Source organism: Pseudarthrobacter sp. J1763 (assembly GCF_050490295.1).
GTDB lineage: Bacteria > Actinomycetota > Actinomycetes > Actinomycetales > Micrococcaceae > JBNPEO01.
Genome location: NZ_JBNPEN010000006.1, coordinates 120,540 through 140,696 on the forward strand (window position 1 = coordinate 120,540; position 20,157 = coordinate 140,696).

The 20,157-nt window shown below is 59.1% G+C and carries 20 protein-coding genes; 11 read left to right on the forward strand and 9 right to left on the reverse strand.

The window, feature by feature from the left end:
• Positions 1–2 precede the first annotated feature (2 nt).
• Complete coding sequence (gene arsB / locus ACQQCD_RS08080) at positions 3–1,085, reverse strand: ACR3 family arsenite efflux transporter (RefSeq protein WP_430267887.1); 1,083 nt, start codon at positions 1,083–1,085, stop codon at positions 3–5.
• 116 nt (positions 1,086–1,201) lie between these two features.
• Here arsB and ACQQCD_RS08085 point away from each other — a divergent pair, with 116 nt between their 5' ends.
• From ACQQCD_RS08085 to trxB, 3 genes are read left to right on the forward strand one after another with little or no spacing between them, the layout of a single operon-like run.
• Positions 1,202–1,585, forward strand: a complete 384-nt coding sequence (locus tag ACQQCD_RS08085) for an ArsR/SmtB family transcription factor (protein WP_430267888.1) — start codon at positions 1,202–1,204, stop codon at positions 1,583–1,585.
• A 2-nt stretch (positions 1,586–1,587) separates the two neighbouring features.
• Positions 1,588–2,022, forward strand: a complete 435-nt coding sequence (locus ACQQCD_RS08090) for a low molecular weight phosphatase family protein (RefSeq protein ID WP_430267889.1) — start codon at positions 1,588–1,590, stop codon at positions 2,020–2,022.
• Positions 2,023–2,081: 59 nt separating this feature from the next.
• Positions 2,082–3,068, forward strand: coding sequence for a thioredoxin-disulfide reductase (gene trxB / locus ACQQCD_RS08095; protein ID WP_430267890.1), 987 nt, complete (start codon positions 2,082–2,084; stop codon positions 3,066–3,068).
• An 81-nt stretch (positions 3,069–3,149) separates the two neighbouring features.
• On the opposite strand, the gene ACQQCD_RS08100 is transcribed toward trxB, so the two are convergent.
• From ACQQCD_RS08100 to cmtR, 3 genes are all read right to left on the reverse strand, one after another.
• Complete coding sequence (locus tag ACQQCD_RS08100; RefSeq protein WP_430267891.1) at positions 3,150–3,647, reverse strand: universal stress protein; 498 nt, start codon at positions 3,645–3,647, stop codon at positions 3,150–3,152.
• A 253-nt stretch (positions 3,648–3,900) separates the two neighbouring features.
• On the reverse strand, positions 3,901–5,841 hold the full coding sequence (locus ACQQCD_RS08105) for a heavy metal translocating P-type ATPase (RefSeq protein ID WP_430267892.1): 1,941 nt from the start codon (positions 5,839–5,841) through the stop codon (positions 3,901–3,903).
• Complete coding sequence (gene cmtR, locus ACQQCD_RS08110) at positions 5,838–6,206, reverse strand: Cd(II)/Pb(II)-sensing metalloregulatory transcriptional regulator CmtR (protein WP_430267893.1); 369 nt, start codon at positions 6,204–6,206, stop codon at positions 5,838–5,840. The genes ACQQCD_RS08105 and cmtR overlap by 4 nt, the downstream gene beginning before the upstream one ends.
• 204 nt (positions 6,207–6,410) lie before the next feature.
• Here cmtR and ACQQCD_RS08115 point away from each other — a divergent pair, with 204 nt between their 5' ends.
• The 3 genes from ACQQCD_RS08115 to ACQQCD_RS08125 are packed head-to-tail and all read left to right on the forward strand — an operon-like array spanning position 6,411 to position 9,288.
• On the forward strand, positions 6,411–6,977 hold the full coding sequence (locus ACQQCD_RS08115) for a recombinase family protein (protein WP_430267894.1): 567 nt from the start codon (positions 6,411–6,413) through the stop codon (positions 6,975–6,977).
• Between the two features lie 41 nt (positions 6,978–7,018).
• Complete coding sequence (locus ACQQCD_RS08120; protein ID WP_430267895.1) at positions 7,019–8,476, forward strand: Mu transposase C-terminal domain-containing protein; 1,458 nt, start codon at positions 7,019–7,021, stop codon at positions 8,474–8,476.
• A 2-nt stretch (positions 8,477–8,478) separates the two neighbouring features.
• Positions 8,479–9,288: an AAA family ATPase gene (locus ACQQCD_RS08125; RefSeq protein WP_430267896.1), complete on the forward strand. Its 810-nt coding sequence runs from the start codon at positions 8,479–8,481 to the stop codon at positions 9,286–9,288.
• A 214-nt stretch (positions 9,289–9,502) separates the two neighbouring features.
• On the opposite strand, the gene ACQQCD_RS08130 is transcribed toward ACQQCD_RS08125, so the two are convergent.
• The gene (locus ACQQCD_RS08130; RefSeq protein ID WP_430267897.1) at positions 9,503–11,026 is read right to left on the reverse strand and encodes a SulP family inorganic anion transporter; all 1,524 of its coding nucleotides are present in this window, start codon (positions 11,024–11,026) and stop codon (positions 9,503–9,505) included.
• Positions 11,027–11,212: 186 nt separating this feature from the next.
• Between ACQQCD_RS08130 and ACQQCD_RS08135 the strand changes: the two genes are divergently transcribed.
• On the forward strand, positions 11,213–11,605 hold the full coding sequence (locus ACQQCD_RS08135) for a MerR family transcriptional regulator (RefSeq protein WP_430267898.1): 393 nt from the start codon (positions 11,213–11,215) through the stop codon (positions 11,603–11,605).
• Positions 11,606–11,827: 222 nt separating this feature from the next.
• Here ACQQCD_RS08135 and ACQQCD_RS08140 read toward each other — a convergent pair whose 3' ends face one another.
• From ACQQCD_RS08140 to ACQQCD_RS08155, 4 genes are all read right to left on the reverse strand, one after another.
• Complete coding sequence (locus ACQQCD_RS08140; protein ID WP_045245673.1) at positions 11,828–12,640, reverse strand: AAA family ATPase; 813 nt, start codon at positions 12,638–12,640, stop codon at positions 11,828–11,830.
• A complete protein-coding gene (locus ACQQCD_RS08145) occupies positions 12,640–14,025 on the reverse strand; it encodes a Mu transposase C-terminal domain-containing protein (protein WP_085370114.1) in 1,386 nt (461 codons plus the stop codon). The genes ACQQCD_RS08140 and ACQQCD_RS08145 overlap by 1 nt, the downstream gene beginning before the upstream one ends.
• A gap of 7 nt (positions 14,026–14,032) precedes the next feature.
• Positions 14,033–14,629 carry a recombinase family protein gene (locus tag ACQQCD_RS08150; RefSeq protein WP_045245692.1) on the reverse strand — a complete coding sequence of 199 codons (597 nt, stop codon included), beginning with the start codon at positions 14,627–14,629 and terminating at the stop codon, positions 14,033–14,035.
• A gap of 261 nt (positions 14,630–14,890) precedes the next feature.
• On the reverse strand, positions 14,891–15,043 hold the full coding sequence (locus ACQQCD_RS08155) for a hypothetical protein (protein ID WP_430267899.1): 153 nt from the start codon (positions 15,041–15,043) through the stop codon (positions 14,891–14,893).
• Positions 15,044–15,388: 345 nt separating this feature from the next.
• Here ACQQCD_RS08155 and ACQQCD_RS08160 point away from each other — a divergent pair, with 345 nt between their 5' ends.
• From ACQQCD_RS08160 to ACQQCD_RS08175, 4 genes are read left to right on the forward strand one after another with little or no spacing between them, the layout of a single operon-like run.
• Positions 15,389–16,267, forward strand: coding sequence for a MurR/RpiR family transcriptional regulator (locus ACQQCD_RS08160; RefSeq protein ID WP_430267900.1), 879 nt, complete (start codon positions 15,389–15,391; stop codon positions 16,265–16,267).
• Between the two features lie 27 nt (positions 16,268–16,294).
• The gene (locus ACQQCD_RS08165; protein ID WP_084603745.1) at positions 16,295–18,412 is read left to right on the forward strand and encodes a PQQ-binding-like beta-propeller repeat protein; all 2,118 of its coding nucleotides are present in this window, start codon (positions 16,295–16,297) and stop codon (positions 18,410–18,412) included.
• On the forward strand, positions 18,409–19,278 hold the full coding sequence (locus ACQQCD_RS08170) for a carbohydrate ABC transporter permease (protein ID WP_045245719.1): 870 nt from the start codon (positions 18,409–18,411) through the stop codon (positions 19,276–19,278). The genes ACQQCD_RS08165 and ACQQCD_RS08170 overlap by 4 nt, the downstream gene beginning before the upstream one ends.
• The gene (locus ACQQCD_RS08175; RefSeq protein WP_158505497.1) at positions 19,278–20,120 is read left to right on the forward strand and encodes a carbohydrate ABC transporter permease; all 843 of its coding nucleotides are present in this window, start codon (positions 19,278–19,280) and stop codon (positions 20,118–20,120) included. The genes ACQQCD_RS08170 and ACQQCD_RS08175 overlap by 1 nt, the downstream gene beginning before the upstream one ends.
• The last annotated feature ends 37 nt before the right edge of the window (positions 20,121–20,157 follow it).

The window sequence follows — 20,157 nt, forward strand, 5'->3', positions numbered from 1 at the left end:
TCTTATGCGTCGGTGGTGGTTGAGCGGAAGAATTTTCTGGACCATAAGGCGACGTAGACCAGTGCGACGAGCACCGGTACTTCGATCAGTGGTCCGACGACACCAGCGAGTGCTTGACCGCTGGTGACGCCGAAGGTTGCGATGGATACAGCGATGGCCAGGTCGAAGTTGTTGCCAGCAGCCGTGAAGGCAAGGGTGGTGGTGCGGGCGTAACCCATACCTAAGCCTCGGCCGATGAGCATGCTTGCGCCGAAGACCACGCAGAAGTAGACCAGCAGTGGCAGGGCAATGCGCACGACGTCCAGTGGTTGGGCGATGATCGCATCGCCTTGCAGGGCAAAGAGGACCACGATGGTGAACAGCAATCCGTAGAGGGCCCACGGGCCAATCTTGGGAAGGAACTTGTTTTCGTACCACACCTGTCCCTTGGCTTTTTCTCCCAGGGTGCGGGTGAGGAATCCTGCCACCAGTGGAATGCCGAGGAAGATGAGGACCGACAGCGTGATGGCCCAGACGGAGAATTCGGCGCTCGTGGTGGGAAGACCCAACCAGTTAGGTAGAACCTGGAGGTAGAACCAGCCCAGTGCCCCGAACGCGATGACCTGGAACACCGAGTTGATGGCGACCAGGACTGCTGCTGCTTCGCGGTCGCCGCACGCCAGGTCGTTCCAGATCAGCACCATGGCGATGCAGCGGGCCAGCCCGACGATGATCAGGCCCGTTCGGTACTCCGGCAGGTCTGGGAGGAACAGCCACGCTAGAGCAAACATGAAGGCTGGGGCGAGCACCCAGTTGATCACCAGGGAAGTGATCATCAGCTTCTTGTCGCCGATCACGCGGTGGGTTTCGTTGTATCGCACCTTGGCCAGGACTGGATACATCATCACCAGCAGGCCGATGGCTATCGGCAGGGAGACCCCGGCGACTTTGACGGATTCTAAGGCTTGGCCCAATCCGGGAATCAGCCGTCCTAGGCCAAGTCCCAGGGCCATTGCGGCGAGAATCCACACGGGTAGATACCGGTCAAGGGTTGAGAGTTTGGCAGTTATGTGCCCCGTGTCAGTTGGGGCGGCAGCGTTTGTCACGGCGAGTTCTCTCCAAAAAACTAGACATCGACGTTGTTCGATGTTTCGAGTATGCTTGCATATATCGATAAATGTCAATCTCCCGATGGGGACTCAACGAAAGTGACGGCGAATCAATGAGCACCACGGTCGCAACGCCTTCAACCCAGCAGACGAACGAGCTTCCAGCATCAGAAGAAACGCCTTGCTGTGTCCCAGCCCAAGGGCACCAGTCGCTGTTGGCGGAAGAAGCCGAAGTGCTCGCCGCGCGCTTCAAAGCATTGTCTGACCCGAATCGATTGCGCATCTTGTCGATCGTCTCCAGCAGTGCAACCGCCGAAACCTGTGTCTGCGATTTGTCTGAACCCCTGAACCTGGGACAACCAACCGTCTCGCATCACCTGAAGATTCTGGTGGAGGTAGGACTGCTACACCGCGAGAAACGAGGCGTCTGGGCCTACTACTCACTAATTCCCGGTGCCTTAGACTCCCTGGCATCCACACTGACTCCGAAGGGCTAACAATGAACACTGTCAACGAGCAAACGGAACGCCCTTCCGTGCTTTTCGTCTGCGTCAAAAACGGCGGTAAATCGCAGATGGCAGCGGGACTCATGACTCACGAGGTCGGGCAAGCCGTTTCCGTCGGCTCGGCGGGCACCCGCCCCGGCAAGGCAATCAACGATCTTTCGGCCCAAACACTGATGGATCTAGGCATTGATATCAGTGCCGAAACTCCCAAGCAGCTCACCGAACAAATGTTGCGCGACGCCGGATTAGTCGTAGTCCTGGGCACCGAAGCGCAGGTTCCACCACTTGATCAAGTGCAGATCGAAGTGTGGGAAACCGACGAGCCATCGTTACGCGGCATCGAAGGCCGCGAACGCATGGAACTAGTACGCGACGATATTCATGCCCGCGTGAAAGACCTTGCTCAGCGCTTACTGGGCGCCAAGTAAACCTGAACTAACCAACAACTAAGAACTTCTTTACCGTGCTCGATGAAAGGCACCCGCTCATGAGCGTTGACTCTACTGAAGCCATCCGCAACGTCATCATTATCGGCTCAGGCCCTGCCGGATACACCGCGGCGATCTATACCGCCCGCGCAGATTTGGCACCTTTGGTCATTGCCGGTTCAGTCACCGCCGGCGGCGAACTCATGAACACCACGGAGGTTGAAAACTTTCCGGGATTCACCGACGGCATCATGGGGCCCGTCCTGATGGACAATATGCAGAAGCAGGCTGAACGTTTCGGCGCTGAAATTCTCTTCGATGACGTGACTCACGTTGAGTTGGATGGCGAAGTGAAGAAGGTGACGGCCGCCAACGGGCAGACTTATCGTGCCCGCACTGTCATCCTGTCCACAGGTTCGGCCTACCGCACTTTGGGTGTCTCCAATGAGCAGCGCCTGACTGGCCACGGTGTATCGTCCTGCGCCACCTGTGATGGGTTCTTCTTCCGCAATCAAGAAATCGCTGTCATTGGCGGTGGTGATTCGGCGATGGAAGAAGCCTTGTTCCTCACCAAGTTTGCTGCCAAGGTGACCGTCGTGCATCGCCGTGACACACTGCGTGCCTCCAAAATCATGGGCGACCGGGCTCTAGCCCATCCCAAGATCGAATTCTTGTGGGATAGCACTGTCACCGATATCGACGGAGACGAGAAAGTCACCGGATTGCAGATTGAAAATCTGCGCACCGGAGCATCGAGTCGCTTAGCGGTCACCGGTGTATTTGTTGCGATTGGCAACGACCCCCGCACCGACCTGGTCAAAGATCAGCTAGAACTGACCTCTGCGGGAACGATCGCTGTCGAGGCCCGTACCTCGAAAACCTCTGTCGCTGGTGTCTTTGCTGCCGGGGATGTCATTGACCCTACCTACCGTCAAGCAATTACGGCCGCGGGGTCCGGTTGCGTTGCGGCCTTGGACGTCACCCATTATTTGGCCGCTGGGGAAACGACGGACACGACAACTGATAAGTCTGCGCAGCTCGTCTAACTCTCTGGGCAGAAGAGGTGGGGCCGGCCGGTGAATTGGCCGCGGCTCCGGTTTCCCCCGACTCTGTGAAATTGTTTGGGGTTAGTGGTCGTGCCGTCTGTGCGCGGGTGGAACGATCAAGAGCGGACGCTGCTGGTACGCGGCCAGGTGCGCACCGGTGGACTCTCCAACGAGCACTGAAATGCGCGAGCTCACGGAGGTTCGTCTAGTTCCAATAATGAGCATCGACGCACAGGACTCATCTGCAAGCCGAGAGAGCGCTCTCCACGGTTCACCAGCCAGGATCCGCAATCTCCACGACACGTCGCGGCCAACTATGTGCGCTTCGATAGTCTCTAACAGCGTCAGGGCGTCGACGGTGTTCTCTTCATCCAAGTCATCAGGATGCAGGGAGCGATTGATGATGTTTTTACTGAAGCCCCACTCGGTGAGATAGCTATCGGGTTTCACGTAGGCGAAAACAAGGGGCACACCGAGTTGGTGCGCAAGATCCGTGGCGCAGGTCAAAACCTCGGGATGCTGGTGAGGAATGAACCCCACGATCAGTGGCCCGGCCAAGTTCTCCTGGTTCGACAGCATGACAACCCCCAACTGCCTTTGACAGGTAGTGCATCCGTTGTGGTCTCAGGATGACGGAAAACTCTCCCGCGCAAAAGGTCCTCTTCGATGATTTACATGCCGTTCCTTTTGGCTGTACGTATCGAATAGCGATTTTTACAGCAAGAAGTGGCGTAGCAAACAAATAACATGACGCTGACTTCTAGATTTGAATGCGGTGCATTCTCCCCGTTGGGAACAGTGCACCGCCTTCAACAGCATTAACGATAGTTTTCTAGGTCAAGACTGTATCTGGTTGTCGGGTTAGTTGTGCCCGGCGAACGCGAGCCGCGCGTAAACCGTTAGCAATCACCACGACCTCGGCTACCTCATGAACGAGCACGACGGCTGCTAACCCCAGCACACCAGTGACTGCCAGCGGTAGCAGAACAATGATGATAGCTAAGGACAAGATGATGTTCTGATTCATGATGGTTCGACCCCGTCGCGCATGAGATAAAGCCTGCGGGATCAACCTCAGATCATGACCGGTAAAAGCAACATCAGCCGATTCTATGGCTGCATCAGCACCGGTCGCTCCCATCGCAATACCCACCGTGGCAGTAGCCAAAGCGGGGGCATCGTTGATCCCATCACCAATCATCCCTGTTGGAACCTGCTGCACCGACGCAGCGACTTCACGAGCTTTGTCTTCAGGACGCAGCTCGGCATGAACGGTGTCGATGCCTGCGATAGCAGCCAACGCATGGGCAGTACGCGCGTTATCCCCGGTCAGCATGAGCACGTCAATTCCCTGATCACGCAGGTGACGAACCGCTTCAGGAGCTTCAGGGCGCAGTTCATCGCGCACACCGATCACACCAATGACCCGCCCTGCACGAGTCACCATCACACAGGTTTGCCCCGATGCTTCCATGCTTTCCACGGCAGGTGTGAGTGTTCCCGGGGTGATCCAGCGAGGGCTACCCACCGCGACTGGCACACCGTTGAGTACACCAGTAATGCCGTGTCCGGGTTCTTCAACAACTTCGGTTGCTTCAGGGATCGCCGATGCCGCTGAGCTAATGGCCCTAGCCAAGGGGTGGGTGCTGTGGTGTTCCAGAGCTGCGGCAACATTGAGCACAGCATCCTGGCTCACACCGTCAACAGCGTGAACCTGAGTCACCGCTGGCTGATTACGGGTCAGTGTTCCGGTCTTATCGACTGCGATGCGGCGCAGTGAACCTAAACGTTCGAACGCTGCACCACTTTTGATGATGACCCCAAATTTACTGGCAGCACCGATCGCGGAAACAACGGTCACGGGAACAGCGATCGCCATCGCACACGGGGAGGCGGCAACCAGCACCACCAGGGCGCGGGTGATCCACGTTTCCGGATCACCCACAAGAGAACCGATGATGGCCACCAGGACGGCTAGGACGATCACCCCAGGAACAAGCGGTCGGGCAATACGATCGGCTAGACGAGCTCGCTCACCGCGTTCCGCCTGAGCTTGTTCGACCAGGCTCACCAGCGTAGTCAATGAGTTATCAGTGCCGTTGGCTGAAGCGGTCACTTCTATGGATCCTGAAGTGTTGATTGAACCGGCGGCGACCTGGTCACCTACGGACACATCCACGGGAATGGATTCACCGGTAATCGCCGAGGTGTCTAAACTGCTAGACCCCTGGCTGATCACCCCGTCAGTAGCAAGGCGTTCTCCTGGCTTCACACGCAGGAGATCACCAACCCGAATCTCTGATGCGCTGACAACGGTTGGCATGCCGCCGCGGATGACCGTTGCTGTTTCTGGGACCAGCTTCAGTAAGGATCGCAGTCCTGACCGTGCACGGTCCATGGCCTTATCTTCAAGGGCTTCAGCGATGGAATACAAGAACGCCAGCGCGGCGGCTTCCTCAACGTAGCCCAGGATGACCGCACCGACCGCGCTGATGGTCATCAGTAGCCCGATACCGATTTTTCGATTCGAGAACAGATTGCGAAGGGCGCCAGGAACAAAGGTATATGCGCCGAGCAGTAGACCGATCCAGAAGAAGACTAGGGCTACTACTTCAGCGGTATCGCTTGAAGTGGTCCATTCAAGGATGAGGCCGGCGAGGAAGAAAACGCCAGAGGTGATAGGAATGAGCACATGCCAATCCCGGTACCAGGGCAGTTCTTCCTCGATTTCGACGGTGATTTCCGGTGATTCACAACCGCACGCGGAACTCATACTTTATCCTCGACTATTAGTGAACTATCGGTAGTGCAGTCCGGACAGGAAGAATCTACACACGGCACTTGGTCATCGACGGCTAAGGTCACATCCACGAGAGCGCTGAGTGCCGTGGTCAGATGCGGGTCGGTGATTTCGTAGCGAGTTTTACGTCCCTCGAGTTTCGCCACGACAATCCCGCACCCCCGCAAGCAGGTCAGGTGATTCGAGACGTTCGCCCGACTCAACCCCAAGTCCTCGGCTAACTGTGCAGGGTATCCCGGTTCATGCAGCAAAGATAGAAGGATACGCGAACGCGTGGGGTCGGCCATGGCGCGGCCGAGCCGGTTCATCGCTTCGATCCGCGATTCAATATTCATCATAAACTGTACTATACAGTAGATCATGTATAGACGATCTCGTGTCATAAACATTCGTTTTTGACACCCTGAAACTGAAGGATTTGCATCACGCCATTTCAGTTGAAAATTCAAGGGTCAATTTTTCGCACAGGGGTTCAAAACCCAGTTCCATATTCTATGGGTCAGTTCTATTGATGTTTGACGAGTTTTGATACATTTCATGGCATGGGACATCTTCTTGGATATGCGCGAGTGTCTACTGGTGATCAAGACGCGCGGTTGCAGCACGACGCGCTCACTGCTGCCGGGTGCTATCGAATTTTCACCGATACCGCGTCAGGTGCTCTAGAGTCTCGCCCCGAACTAGACGCAGTATTAGACCAGCTGCGTCCAGGCGATACTTTGGTGGTGTGGAGGCTCGATCGTTTAGGTCGGTCCATCCGGCACTTGATTGACTACCTTGATGCTTTGCAGCAACGGGGTATTGAGTTTCGTTCGTTGCAGGAGAATATTGATACCAGTTCCTCGGGAGGACGGTTAGTCTTCAATATTTTTGCCTCCTTGGCCGAGTTCGAACGGGATCTGATCAGAGAGCGAACAAAAGCCGGTCTACAGGCTGCTCGTGCGCGTGGCAAAGTCGGCGGCCGTCCCGCCTTGCTCACGGCTGATAAGCTGCGCACCGCCCGACAACTCTATGAGCAGCAGGAAATGACCCTCACTCAAATTGGCGAAGTACTAGGAGTTAGTCGAAGCACCGTCTATCGTGCATTGTCGAAAACAGCGCAAGAATAAAACCCTCGACCTCAGACCATGCCAAGGTTCAGAATGTAGCCATGCCTTCGAACGGTGCACGGCCTGAACCAGCAAGTCATCAGGCACGCGAAGAAACAGCCGCCAACCGATGGGACATCCTTGCCCGGCATATCAACGGTGGACAAACTCTCGTTGAGCTAGCCAATGAAAGCGGCGTAGGGCTGCGCACATTGCAGCGATGGAAAAATGCCTACGCCCACGATGGGATCGCCGGATTACTGCCTGCCAGGCCGGCCCGACGAGATTCGAAAATCCACCCGCAATTGGTAGCTTTCATTGAGCGATGCGCGCTGCAGACACCGGTACTGAGCATCGCTCAAATTTATCGAGATTCCCTCAGTGCAGCTGAAAAGAATGGGTGGCCAACAGTTTCCTATGGCAGCGTCCGTTCAATCGTGCAAAACCTAGATCCAGCAATGCGAACGCTAGCACTTCAAGGTCCAGTCGCTTATCGAGATAAATATGAGTTGGTGTGGCGGCACCGTGCAGAGGCACCAAATGCAGTCTGGCAAGCTGATCACACCGAACTGGACATTCTCATACTTGATGCGAATCAGAAACCAGCCAGGCCATGGCTGACAGTGATTCTGGATGACTACTCGCGCGCGGTCTGTGGATACATGGTTTTCCTCGGTGCGCCTTCTGCCATCTTTACAGCGCTGGCCCTTCGAGATGCTATTTGGCCCTCTGGCGACCCAGTATGGCCGATGTGCGGGATACCTGATCGCCTGTACGTTGATCACGGCACTGACTTCACCAGCTTGCATTTATCTCAGGTTGCTAAGGATCTGAACTTCGAGATCGTTTATTCAGCGGTTGCACGTCCACAAGGACGAGGGAAGATTGAACGGATCTTCGGAACGGTCAATACTGAGCTGCTACCGACATTGCCTGGCCATCTCATTCGCGGTAAACCATCTTCGTCACCGAAGCTCACCCTTAAAGAGCTCGACAGCAAAATCGAGTCTTTCATTACTGAGGACTATCACCAGCGAACACACCCGGAGACTAAAGTGGCGCCCACAGCAGCATGGCTCAGTCAAGGCTGGCTCCCGCGCATCCCTGAGTCCATTGATGATCTTAATCTGCTGTTGCTCACCGTTGCTAAATCTCGAATGGTGCACCGAGATGGAGTGCATTTCCAAGGGCTTCGCTACATTTCGCCCTTGCTAGCAGCATACGTGCGGGAACAAGTCACTATTCGGTATGACCCTAGAGATATTTCGGAGATCCGAGTGTTCTACCGAGACTCCTTTATTTGTAAAGCGGTCGATCCTGAACATGAGTCAAGTACGGTGACGCTCAAAGATATTCAAGCCGCACGCAATGCGCGCAAGCGCGAACTGCGGAATCAAATCAATCTCAAACTGTCACTTGGATCCCCAACCCAGGCGAACACAGATTCGGAACAAGCGCCACTGACGAGTGCTGCACCATCAGCCAGAAAGAAGCTGCGTACGTATCAGGAGGGAAGCTAATAGTGAGCTCGAAACTCATCGTCACCAAAGAACATCGTCGCTTTATAGAGTTTGCGGATTCGGTCAGGAGACAGAAAACCATCGGTATTTGCTTTGGGCAGGCAGGTGTAGGAAAAACGAACTCAGCTCGGGTTTATGCGAGCTGGGACAAGCTAGAGCCATTTCTTCAAGCGTGGGGGCCACGTAGCGACAACGACGAGCGTATGTATGCGGCATGTAATCGAAAACGTACAGTGTTCTACAACCCTCAAGTCATGACCACAGCCAAACTGCTCAAATCCGAATTACGGCTCGTATCCACGAGATTTAGCATTTGCGTTGATGAACATTTGATCAGCCAAAACAACCGTAGCTCACCACCCCACGACCGACCTGGGAACGTTCAGCTGATAATCGTTGACGAGTGCGAACGCCTGAACGCTGTTGCAGTGGAATATCTGAGAGACTTTCATGACCGGACCCAAATCGCGCTGATTCTTATCGGCATGCCTGGGATGGAAAAGCAGTTCAGCCGCTATCCGCAACTATATAGTCGCATCGGGTTCGCCCATGAGTACAAGGCACTTGGGCAAGATGAAATAGTTTTTGTGTTGCAACGGTGGTGGACCAAACTTGGCCTGACGCTCAACATGGATGATTTCACCGATGCGCAAGCGGTAGGGGCTATTCTCCGACTGACTCGTGGGAATTTCCGATTGATCATCCGGCTCTTCGCTCAAATAGAACGGGTTATGAAGATCAATGAGCTCACGACGATCACTGATGAAGTCGTAGAGGCCGCTCGTTCAACGCTTGTCATTGGCCACGCATAGACCGCCATCTTTGCTGCAAATAACCGCCAAACTAAACTAACAGTCACAGAAAAAGTGAGTGCCAGGCAAGACGACCCGAAAACGATCGTTTTCGGTGTCCCGTAAGAGGAACCTCCCACGGGACATATTCTCAAGGGTCCGGTAGGGAGCGGATGAGGCCAATGGCTCTCCATGCTCAATAGCAGAAGAACCACGGGCCTCTCGGGTATAACGGCTAGTGTCCTGCTCCTAGCTTTCCGCCCATGCGTTCGCGCATTTTGAGACTGGCCGCGTTCAGGCCCTCGATTTCGACGGTCTTACCGTATTTCGCGTATTTGGCGGTGATGGCATCCAGTGCTGCGATGGTGGAGGCGTCCCACAAGTGCGAGCTGTACATGTCGATGACGACGCGATCAGGGTCCTCAACGTAGTTGAACTGGGTGTAGAGGTCGTTGGAAGAAGCGAAGAACAGTTCGCCGTTGACCTCGTACTTGGCAATCTGCTCCCCGAAGTGTTCCTCGATGCGGCGTTCCACGGTGACCAGGTGGGCGACCCGGTTGGCGAACAGGACCATGGCAGTGAGCACTCCGACGCCGACGCCAATGGCCAGGTTGTGCGTGGCTACGGTGAAGATGACGGTGATGACCATGACGGTGGTTTCACTCTTGGGCATCATGCGCAGGGTGGAGGGCTTGATGCTGTGCCAGTCGAAGGTGGCCACGGACACGAAGATCATCACGGCCACCAGCGCGGCCATCGGGATCAGTGCCACGATGCCGCCCAGGGCGACAACCAGGATGAGCAGGAACACTCCGGCCAGGAAGGTGGAGATGCGGGTCCTGGCACCGGAAGCCTTGACGTTGATCATGGTCTGCCCGATCATCGCGCAACCGCCCATGCCGCCGAAGAATCCGGTGATGATGTTCGCCGCCCCCTGACCCCAGGATTCTCGGGTCTTGTTGGAGCGGGTGTCGGTAACGTCATCGACAAGCTTGGCGGTCATCAGGGATTCAAGCAGGCCCACGAAGGCCATGGCCAGCGCGTAGGGGATCAGGATCTGCAGGGTTTCGAAATTCAGTGGAACGTTCGGCAGGAACAGGGCCGGCAGGCTCTCGGGCATCTCACCTTTGTCCCCGACGGTGGGGACCGCCAGAGATGCGACAACGGCAATAAGGGTCAGAACGACGATGGCAACCAGGGGCGCGGGGACCACGGTGGTGAGTTTGGGCAGGCCGAAGACGATCAGTAGACCCAGGATGGTGAGCGGGTAGACCGTCCAGGGGACTCCGAGCAGTTCGGGGACCTGGGACATGAAGATCAAGATTGCCAGCGCGTTGACGAAGCCGACCATGACCTGCCGGGGAATGAAACGCATCAACTTTGCCACGCCCAGCAGGGCGAGGATGACCTGGAAGATTCCGGCGAGGATGACGGCGGCAATGAAGTAGTCCACGCCGTGGCTTTTCACCAGCGGGGCGATGACCAGGGCAATGGCGCCAGTCGCCGCAGAAATCATGGCCGGACGTCCGCCCAAGAAAGCGATGGAGACGGCCATGGTGAAGGACGCGAACAACCCGATGCGCGGGTCTACCCCGGCGATGATGGAGAAGGCAATGGCCTCGGGGATCAGGGCCAGGGCTACGACAAGTCCGGCCAGGACCTCGGTCTTGAGCAGGCGCGGGGATTTGAGGGTGCGGAGAACGGATTGCCGTTCTTCCGGGGTCAGGATCGGGTGTCCTGCCGTGGTTTTCGTGGCCATTGATGGCTCCGTTCAAGGGAAATTGGCGCTCTTGTGCGCTCGGGTACATAAAATGATGTGGGGTCGGTGCGTCCTTGTTTTGCGCTGGTTGGCCGCGGCGAGGAATGGCCGCGGCGACGCACCGAACAAAACCAACTCTACCCTAACGTGAGGGTAGAGTTGGAAGCCGAGGAAACAGGAGAACCCATGACTGACACCCCAACCCCAGCCGCCGATGAGCGGACCATGCACATCGGGGACCTGGCCGAGGCCACGGGCCTGTCCCAGCGAACCATCCGCCACTACGACGAGGTGGGCCTGCTCCCGGCAACAACGCGCAGTGAGGGTGGATTCCGGATCTACACAGACTCCGACCTTCAGCGCATGTTGGTCATCCGTTCCATGAAGCCACTGGGATTCACCCTGGAAGAAATGGGCGACCTGCTGGACACCGTCGACACCCTAGCCGCCGATGCAACCGATGCGAAGGCCCGGGCCAAGCTGACGGAATTCATTGACCAGGCCAACGCTAAACGCGCCAAGCTCGCCCTGAATCTCAGCCGTGCTGATTCCTTTATTCAAGACCTACAGGGCAAATAGTTCCCTTCCAGGCTGCCGGCCCAGCGCGGGGAACCAATCGTTCATTGAACGATCGGAGCAGTCTCACGGTTCCGTAGAGCTATGTTCGGAATGAAATTTTGGAACGTCCCGTAAGCCGGTCCTCATGCGGGACATACGTCTTTCTGGTTTGGCATGTTTTCGAAACTCCGAGTTTGTGGAGTTTGCCGCTCTTTGGCGGTGTTCTGTGATCGCTTTGTGTCGCTAATTGCCGATGACGAGGATGCTGGCGGCGGCTTCGATGACGTCGTCGGTGATGGTGTCGAGCTGGTTGATCTTGAGTACCCGGTTGATCTGAGGGAAGAGCCGTTCGAGGAGGCGAAAGTTGCCTCGGGTGATGCGTTCGATCGCGGCGATGGCTTGCGCGTCGGTGAAGTCGTCAGGGTCGAGAGTCCTGCCGAGTCGCTTCCAGTGGCGATCGAGAACGAAGAGGAGCTCTTCACGGCCGAGGGCACGGTAGTGGTGTGAGAAGCCGAGGCGGCTGTAGAGCTGGGGGTAGTGGCGGAAGCGTTCGTCGACGCCGGGCATGCCGATCAGGATCATCGCGAGGTGGGTGCGGTCGTGCCGGTCCCGAAGAAGCTCCAGGGCGGTGGGGGTGAGCCGTTCGGCTTCGTCGATGATGAGCAGCTCGACGAGGCGAGTGACGTCGTTCTGCCTGACCACTTCCCCGTCGGGCATGAGGGAGCGGAGGTGCTCGTCGGCGCAGATCCCGACTTTGATCTGCCAGTGGTCGATGTCGTGCATGAGGTCCTTGGGCCGGCAGAGGACTTCGGGTGTGTAGAAGACGGTGCGGGATCGGTTCGCCAGGGCGTAGTGCTTGGCGTCGTGATCACCTCTCGGTCCCCATGCGTTGATATACGGCTCGAGTGCGTCCCAGTTCGCGTAGCGGCGGGCGGAGTTGGTCTTCCCGACGCCGGCGGCGCCGTGGCAAATCCCGATGGTCTTCTCCTTTCGGACGGCGTTGGCGAACTCGGTGAAGCGTCGGTGTTCTTTGGTGACGATGAATGCTTGGTTCATCACTCATCCTCTTCGTAGGTGCGCAACTTCGGCCGCCGTTTGCTGGGTTCGGGGGTGCGAAGTTCCTCGCGGGTGGCAACGATCGGGATGCGGTCGTTGATGGCTCGCCGCAGCTGCTTGCGGCGGGCGCGGCGGGCGGTTTCGATGTCGCGGAGGCTGAGGCGAAGGTTGGGGTGAGCTTCGTCGATGGCGGTGCAGAGAAACGTGTCGCGGTCGTAAACGCGGATCTCGGAGATGTCGCGGGGGTCGTACCGGATTGTGACGGTGTGACCGACGAACTGGGCGAGGGTTGGGGCGAGGTAGCGCTGGCCTTGGAAGTGGATGCCGTCGCGTTGAACGACCCGGTTCTTTGGAACAGTAAGGAGGAGCCCGTCGAGTTCTTGAAGGCTGTCGGGCATACGAGGCATCCAGCCGTCCGCGACCCACGCGTCTCGCGGTGAGATCCCCAGCTCGCTGTGGGTCCGGTCGTTGTAGGTGCCGATGAATTCGCTGATCGCGCGGTCGAGACCAGCGAGGTCCAGCAGGGGCGTTGGTGTTCGGCTGCCCGGTCCGAGGTGGCCAGGGAGCGTGGCCAGGAGTTCGGTGTTGATGGTTCCGAAGAACCGTTCGATCTTCCCTCGGCCCTGGGGCCGGCCGACGGTCGAGTGAATAATCCTGAAGTGCAGGGCGAGTGCGGTCTGCTCGAGGTGGTGGCTGATGAAGTCGGAGCCGTGGTCCACGTGCAGGATGTCGGGGATGCCGCACATCGCCCACGCCGGGTCAGTCTTCCGCCAGATCGCCTGCCGGAGAGCCAGGGCGGTGTTGATCGCTGAGGGTGCGCCGGTGAAGACCATGTATCCGCAGATGGCGCGGGAGTAGTCGTCCATGACCGTGGTGAGCCAGGGCCGGTCGGGTTTCCCGTTGGCGCCGACGATGAGGATGTCGAGTTCGGTGTGATCGGACTGCCATGTCTGGTTGGGGTGTTCTGCGCGGCGGCGGAACACGAGCTCGTGCTTGTCCCGGTACGAGACCGGCCCCTCAAGTGCCAGGGTGACAAGGGCCGGATCGAGTGCCTGAACGATCTGGCGAACGGTCGCGTAACTCGGCACCGGCAGTGCGTGAGCTTTCGCCTCCGCGGAGGCGAGCCGGTGCAGGGTGGCGATGCTTGGGCGTGGCCGGGTCAGCGCCAAACGTTCGATGAACGCGACCGTCTCCGATGAGGTTCGGCGGACACCCTTGTCGGTGCGAGGGTGAGGGTCGAGGGCTGCGACGCCGCCCGCGCGGTAGAGCTGGAGCCAGCGTTGCAGAGTTCGGACAGAGATCCCGGTCTCTCGAGCGAGGACGACGAGCGGGATCTGGTCTTCGACATGCAGCCGAAGAACACGCCACCGCTCCGCCGCATCCACGAGCCACCTACACGGTGGCGCTCTCGCGAGCCGCGAGGGCCTGTTGGTGACGGTACAGAGTCGCCCGGCTCCACCCAACGAGTTTCGCCGCCTCCTTCGCCGTGCGGCCTTTCGCCCTGGCCTCGGCGACGAGCTTGAGCTTGTCAGCAACGACGACGGGATCTGACAGGGGCCGGCCGAACTTGGTTCCGCCTTGCCGGGCTGCGGTGATCCCGGCGTTGACGCGTTCTGTGATCAGTTCGCGTTCGTACTCGGCCAAAGTGGCGAGCATGTTCAACATCAACCGGCCCGAGGTCGTCGAGGGGTCGATCCCATCCGAGATGCTTTTCACCTGCACGTCCTGCTCTCGGAGCAGCTTCACCGTGTTGAGCACATCGATCAGGGACCGTCCAAGCCGATCGACCCGCCAGACGACGACGGTGTCGCCGGGCTTGGTGTACTCGAGGAGCTTCTTCATCCCTGGGCGCGAGATCGCGGTCCGGCTGCCCGAGGTGACGTCGGCAAAAATGTCCCGCTCTTGGACGCCGGACTTGACGAGCGCATCGACTTGCAGTTTCGCGTCTTGGCTTCTGGTGCTGACCCGTGTGTACCCGAGATGTCTCACCGGGCCATTCTGCCTCAACAACTGCTAGCAGCGGCGGAGAAAAGACACTTTGCGGTAAGACATGTTTCCGAGACGCATCGCGCCCCGGAAATCCGCCACTCCTTCCCGCGGTCCGGGAGAGGGTTTGCGTGCCTCGGAAAGCTTTAGATTCCCGAGGCAGAGTGTCGGCCGGAAAAGTCGCCTTGCGCTTAGCGTGGCTGAAGGCGACCAATTTCGACGCTGAGTCAGGGTTCGCATCACGGAAGTTGTGCACCCTGACATTTAGGGCTTCCACACGTACGCCCATACGGTCAGACGCGCGGAGATCGCTACGATCACGGCGACGTCGGTAAGGGCCAGCCAGATATCGCTCGCGAACTTGCCGTCGTGATCATGCGACCGACCGCGCTGACTTTGACGAAACCGCTCAACCAACTGTGCAGCGTGTCGATCAGCACAAAGGTGTTTAGAAGGAACGTCAGCTGGAAGAGGATCAAGAATGAAATGCCCTGGGCGCTCGGTTCCGGGGTCTCGGTGTGTTGGGCGTGGCTGCGTTTTCGGAGCCCAGGACGGCTGCCTGGCCCCTCGGTACGGTGATCTTCACGGCCGGGTGACCAAAGATTTTGAATGTTCCTGCGCGACTACTGGCAACTCTGCGTTGGGATGATCAGAGGGGTGTCTCTGGAGTTTCTTTCCATGAACAGCGAGTATCTGGAAAGTTCATCCGCCGTTTGATTGGGTGTCACTGACCGGTCACGCGCGATTCTTAGAGTGAGCACCATGAATAGACAGCCTGAGACAGTGTCGAGGCTCTGGCGCTCTGATGAGCAGCCGATCCTCGAGCAGATCCGTCGCGATTCGGCTGCGTTTTCGCCATCCGAGGCGCAGATCGCGCGAGTGGTGCGTGCTGACCCTCATTCGGTTATGACCTATTCGGTGACCGAACTGGCTCAGGTCTCTAGCACGTCCGTCGGCTCGGTAGTGCGGTTCTGCCAGCGCTTCGGCCTGCACGGATTTCAGGAATTCAAGCTGCTTCTCTCCCGCGAGACCGTCCTTCCCCAGCGCCCGGCCGCGACACACGACGACGATCCGGTTACCGCGACCGTGTTGGGGACCTTGCGCGAGAGTAGTGCTGCGCTTGAGGATGCTGCGGCGCATCTTGACCCGAGCACAGTCGTAGCTATTGTCACTGCGCTGGTGAAGGCACGTCGCGTGCGCTTCGCCGCGGTGGGCACTTCGGCCCCGCTCGCTTCAGACGCTGCCTACCGTTTCACGACACTTGGGCTCGACGCCGCGTTCACCCCTGACTTCATTGCCCAAGAGGTGATCGCCCGCGGCCTTGATGAGCGCGACGTCTGTTTCGTGATCAGCCACACGGGGTCAACGACGTCGACGCTGGACGTCGCCCGCACGGCCGTCAGGTCAAAGGCGGTCGTTGTCGGAATCACCAGCTTCCTCAGCTCACCGTTGGCTGAGTTCGCTGACCTCTTGCTCGTCGCGGGTAGCTCGGAGACACGCTATCGGGTCGAGGCCATAACTAGTCGAATCGTCCACCTGTCACTGATCGACGCCATTTACAGCGTCCTGGCTATGCAGCTCGAAGGCGCGCCCGAAGCGCGCGCCGCATCCGAGGCAGTCGTTAACTCTCACCGCATCTAACGGCCGAGAGACGCAGAGAGGGAAATTATGCAAGGCACCGTACTAAGTGATGCAGGCTCACCGATGCCAGGAGTCGTCGTCAGCGACGGCTTACGGGTCACTCGCACCGACGAGGATGGGCGATTTCGGATTGACCAGGTCCGCGGACCCGTGTTCATTACCCGGCCGGCTGGATGGCGGGTCGACCGATGGTACGTCGGCGCAAGCGCGATCGACCCGGTATTCACCCTCAGCCCAGCTCCGGTGCAGCTGCCCGTCCGTTTTGCACATCTCACAGACACCCACCTCGGCACGGGAGCCGGCTATCCCCAACCGGCCGAAATCGGGACCGGCGAACGCCTGTCGCAGGCCTTCCGCGAGATCGCCGCGGCTCATCCGGGACTCGAGGCCTTCGTCGTCACGGGAGACCTGACCGACCGTGGTCTGCCCGAAGAATTCGCAGCTTTCGTCGCTGCGACCGCAACGACCGAGTTGGCTGTCTACGCGATCCCGGGAAACCACGACCATCTCGTTCCGGATCCGACGGATCTGGTTAGCCGCAACGGCTATGCCATCCATTCCGGGGAGCCCAGGCATTACGAAGACTACCTGGGGCCCAGGTGGTATTCGTTTGATCTACCTGGCCTCCACGTCGTTGCCGTGGACTGGTTCACGCATGAACTCGGTCTAGACCACGAGACCCAGGACACCTGGCTACGCGCCGACCTTGAGATGCTCGCGACCGGGACTCCGTGGATCATGCTCTGTCACGACCAGCCGTGGCGCTCCATTCTCGACGGGCTGCCCAGTGCCCCGATCGCGACGTTCTCCGGCCACCGGCACACCTCCCGGGTCGTCGCGAGCGGCCCCACGCTGCACGTGAACACCCCTCCGGCCATGTTCGGCGGTGTAGACAACTCTCCGGCCACATATCGCATCGTTGTGTGGGACGGCGAGCGGATCACCACAGGGTCACACCAAACCTATCCTCCACAATCCGACACCCGTTCAGGTTGGGCCCGCACCACACAGGCACTCTGGAGCACATCGACCCCGGCGATTGGACAGCGCACACCTTTCATCGTTGCTGACGGTCGGGTGCTCGTACCGCTCGCGCTCGATGATGAGGCCCGCGGCGCGCTGGCCGCATACGACGCCTGCTCGGGAAAGCCCCTGTGGCAGGCCAGTCTTGACGCTCCGCTGCGTAGCGCGCCCGCGGGTGCCGGGACCGCGGCTATCATCAGCTCGACTGTGTCTGGAACGACGTGGGCGCACGACCCGAGCACGGGTGAGATGTTGTGGCAGCGGCCGACATCGGACCCGCTTCGGCGCTTTGGCTTCTACCCACCGACACTCGTCGACGGACTCGTTTTGGTTGGCGACCAGGCTGCACTCCGAGCCCTCGACCAGAGCACAGGCGAGATCGTGTGGGAGCGATCGGACATCGCCGCGTATCAGATCTTCATCACCCTCAGCGCCCCGGTAGTCGACCGATCGGGAGCGAACGGCAGCCTGACGACGGTGCTCTGGGCGGGGTTTCCCGAGCCGAGCACGCCCGTACGACTTGACCCGAAAACGGGCGAGACGATCGCGAACTCTAACGAGGTGGTGGCTGAAGGCTTGTTCGATGTCTTGACGAGCGGCGCCGGCCTGCCGATACGCACCCCCAGCGTTGACCCTGCAACGGGCGACCTGATCGCCACTGGACTGACGAATGTCTTCCGGCGTTCGGCGTCCGGTTCCGCAATACGCTGGTCGTACCCGACCTCAGTGCCGTGGAACCCTGTCGGGGTCAATCTCGGCAGCCACGGCGTGTTAGTCGTCGACGCCGGCGGCGCTGTCGCGATGCTCGACCCCGTCTCGGGCGAGCAGCTTTGGCGCACGGAAATTGCGGCCGACTCCGACGAGTGCTTCCTGACCTACCGGCGCAGTCCTCATCCGCTCTTCGCCCAGGCGACCACGGTGGGCGACCGGCTGCTGATCCCGGCGCTCGACGGTGACATCGTCACGCTAGACGCGCGCACGGGTGACGAGCTGGGCCGCTTCGCCACCGGAGTTCCGATCCTGGCTCCGCTGGTCGTGCACGACGGCACGGCCGTCGCGCTGCATCGTGACGGTCTTCTCGCGGCCTACCCGCTCGCCACGCTCGCGGGGGAACGCTTGTGAGGGGCATACGAATCGGCGGCTGGGCGCTTGCCCTGCCAGCGCTGATCCTGATCGGGCTCTTTCTGCTACTGCCCGGCGTTCTTGCGCTCGTGGGAAGCCTGTTCCAAATCGACCTCGGCGACCGAACTGTGTGGCGCTGGGCTGGGCTGCAGAACTACACGGCTCTCTTCTCCGACCCCGCGGTTGTCGAGTCGATCTGGAATACCGTGCTGTATTCAGCGATGACGATCATCCCGAGCCTGGTCCTCGGACTGGGCCTGGCCCTTCTGGTTGCCTCGTTTCGGCGGGCCAGGCCACTTCTTCAGGTGCTCCTATTCCTGCCCTTCGCCACCAACATGGTCGCGATGGCCGTGGTGTTCCGCTGGATTTTCGCTAACCGTGGCGGTTTTGTAAACGAGGCACTTGCGCTGGTCGGCCTAGCCCCGATCAACTTTCTTGGTGACTCCAGGTACGCGTTGATCACCGTGGCACTGGTTGGAATCTGGCGGCTGACGTCGTTTGTCATGATTTTCTATTTGGCAGGCTTGACGAGCATCCCGACGGCGCTCTACGAGGCATCCGCCGCCGATGGCCTCGGCCCGTGGTCGACGTTTCGTCGCGTAACACTGCCCCTGCTTCGACCGACGACCGTGTTTGCAACAGTCATGGCCGTTCTGCAGGCGGTGCAGGTGTTCGACACAGTCAACGTCCTCACCGGCGGGGGACCGCTCGGGGCTACGGAAACCATCCTGACCATGACCTGGCGACTCGGCTTTGTCTACTTCGACCTCGGTCAAGCGGCTGCAGTGTCAACACTGCTACTGGTCGTTCTCGTGCTCATTGGCGTGCTTCGCCGTCGAGCCTTCCTCGGAGACAAGGAACTCTAATGCGCACCACACACCGCACCCGACGTTTGATAGGCAGGAGCATTCAGATTGTGGCGGTCACCGTATTCGCCGCGATCTCGGTATTTCCCGTCGTCTGGATGTTTCGCATGTCGGTCTCTCCTGCCGACGAGGCCGTGCTCGATGGCTTGCAGCTGCTTCCCGAATCCCTAGACCTCGGCAACTTCACCCGCGCTTGGGACCAAGCGAACCTGGGCCAAGCCATGCTCAACGGCGCACTCGTCACCCTTGGCATCCTGGCCGCACAGCTCGTGACGGTCATACCCGCGGCATACGCCTTTGCCAAGCTGCGCTTCCGTGGCCGCGATGCTGCCTTCGCGATCGTGCTCGCGTGCCTCCTGATCCCCACCCAGGCCATCGCGCTTCCGCTCTATCTCGGAATCGGCTCGGTGGGGCTCGCAAACACCTTCGCCGCCCTCGTCCTGCCCTTCACAACGAGCGCCATCGGGATCTTCATGCTCAGGCAATACATGGTCACGATCCCCGACGCACTGCTCGAGGCCGCGAAGGCCGACGGCCTCGGCGTGTTCTCCACCCTGCTGCGTGTCGTCGTCCCGACGTCGATGCCATCGATCGCGGCCTTCTCGGTGCTGTCGATTTTTACGCACTGGAACGACTATCTGTGGCCCTTGTTGGTAGCGCGCGACAGCTCGCTCTACACACCTCCTCTCGCACTATCAGTGTTCCAACAGGCCGAGACAGGCACCTCCTACGGCGAACTTGCCGCGGCAGCCCTGCTCGTGACCCTGCCGATAGTGGTGCTGTTCATCGTGGCCCAACGCAAGTTCGTCAGCGGCATAGCCGGCGGCGAACTCCCGGGCTGACGTCCAACGCCTCGCAAATACCTCCCGTTATCCACCT

Excerpts from the sequence above, each read along its gene's own strand:
- ACQQCD_RS08090 (WP_430267889.1), top strand. The coding sequence starts at position 1,588 with ATGAACACTGTCAACGAGCAAACGGAACGCCCTTCCGTGCTTTTCGTC.
- ACQQCD_RS08135 (WP_430267898.1), top strand. The coding sequence starts at position 11,213 with ATGACTGACACCCCAACCCCAGCCGCCGATGAGCGGACCATGCACATC.
- ACQQCD_RS08175 (WP_158505497.1), top strand. The coding sequence starts at position 19,278 with ATGCGCACCACACACCGCACCCGACGTTTGATAGGCAGGAGCATTCAG.
- ACQQCD_RS08120 (WP_430267895.1), top strand. The coding sequence starts at position 7,019 with ATGCCTTCGAACGGTGCACGGCCTGAACCAGCAAGTCATCAGGCACGC.
- ACQQCD_RS08140 (WP_045245673.1), bottom strand. The coding sequence starts at position 12,640 with ATGAACCAAGCATTCATCGTCACCAAAGAACACCGACGCTTCACCGAG.
- trxB (WP_430267890.1), top strand. The coding sequence starts at position 2,082 with ATGAGCGTTGACTCTACTGAAGCCATCCGCAACGTCATCATTATCGGC.
- ACQQCD_RS08130 (WP_430267897.1), bottom strand. The coding sequence starts at position 11,026 with ATGGCCACGAAAACCACGGCAGGACACCCGATCCTGACCCCGGAAGAA.
- cmtR (WP_430267893.1), bottom strand. The coding sequence starts at position 6,206 with ATGATGAATATTGAATCGCGGATCGAAGCGATGAACCGGCTCGGCCGC.
- ACQQCD_RS08085 (WP_430267888.1), top strand. The coding sequence starts at position 1,202 with ATGAGCACCACGGTCGCAACGCCTTCAACCCAGCAGACGAACGAGCTT.
- ACQQCD_RS08160 (WP_430267900.1), top strand. The coding sequence starts at position 15,389 with ATGAATAGACAGCCTGAGACAGTGTCGAGGCTCTGGCGCTCTGATGAG.
- ACQQCD_RS08105 (WP_430267892.1), bottom strand. The coding sequence starts at position 5,841 with ATGAGTTCCGCGTGCGGTTGTGAATCACCGGAAATCACCGTCGAAATC.
- ACQQCD_RS08165 (WP_084603745.1), top strand. The coding sequence starts at position 16,295 with ATGCAAGGCACCGTACTAAGTGATGCAGGCTCACCGATGCCAGGAGTC.
- ACQQCD_RS08100 (WP_430267891.1), bottom strand. The coding sequence starts at position 3,647 with ATGCTGTCGAACCAGGAGAACTTGGCCGGGCCACTGATCGTGGGGTTC.
- ACQQCD_RS08115 (WP_430267894.1), top strand. The coding sequence starts at position 6,411 with ATGGGACATCTTCTTGGATATGCGCGAGTGTCTACTGGTGATCAAGAC.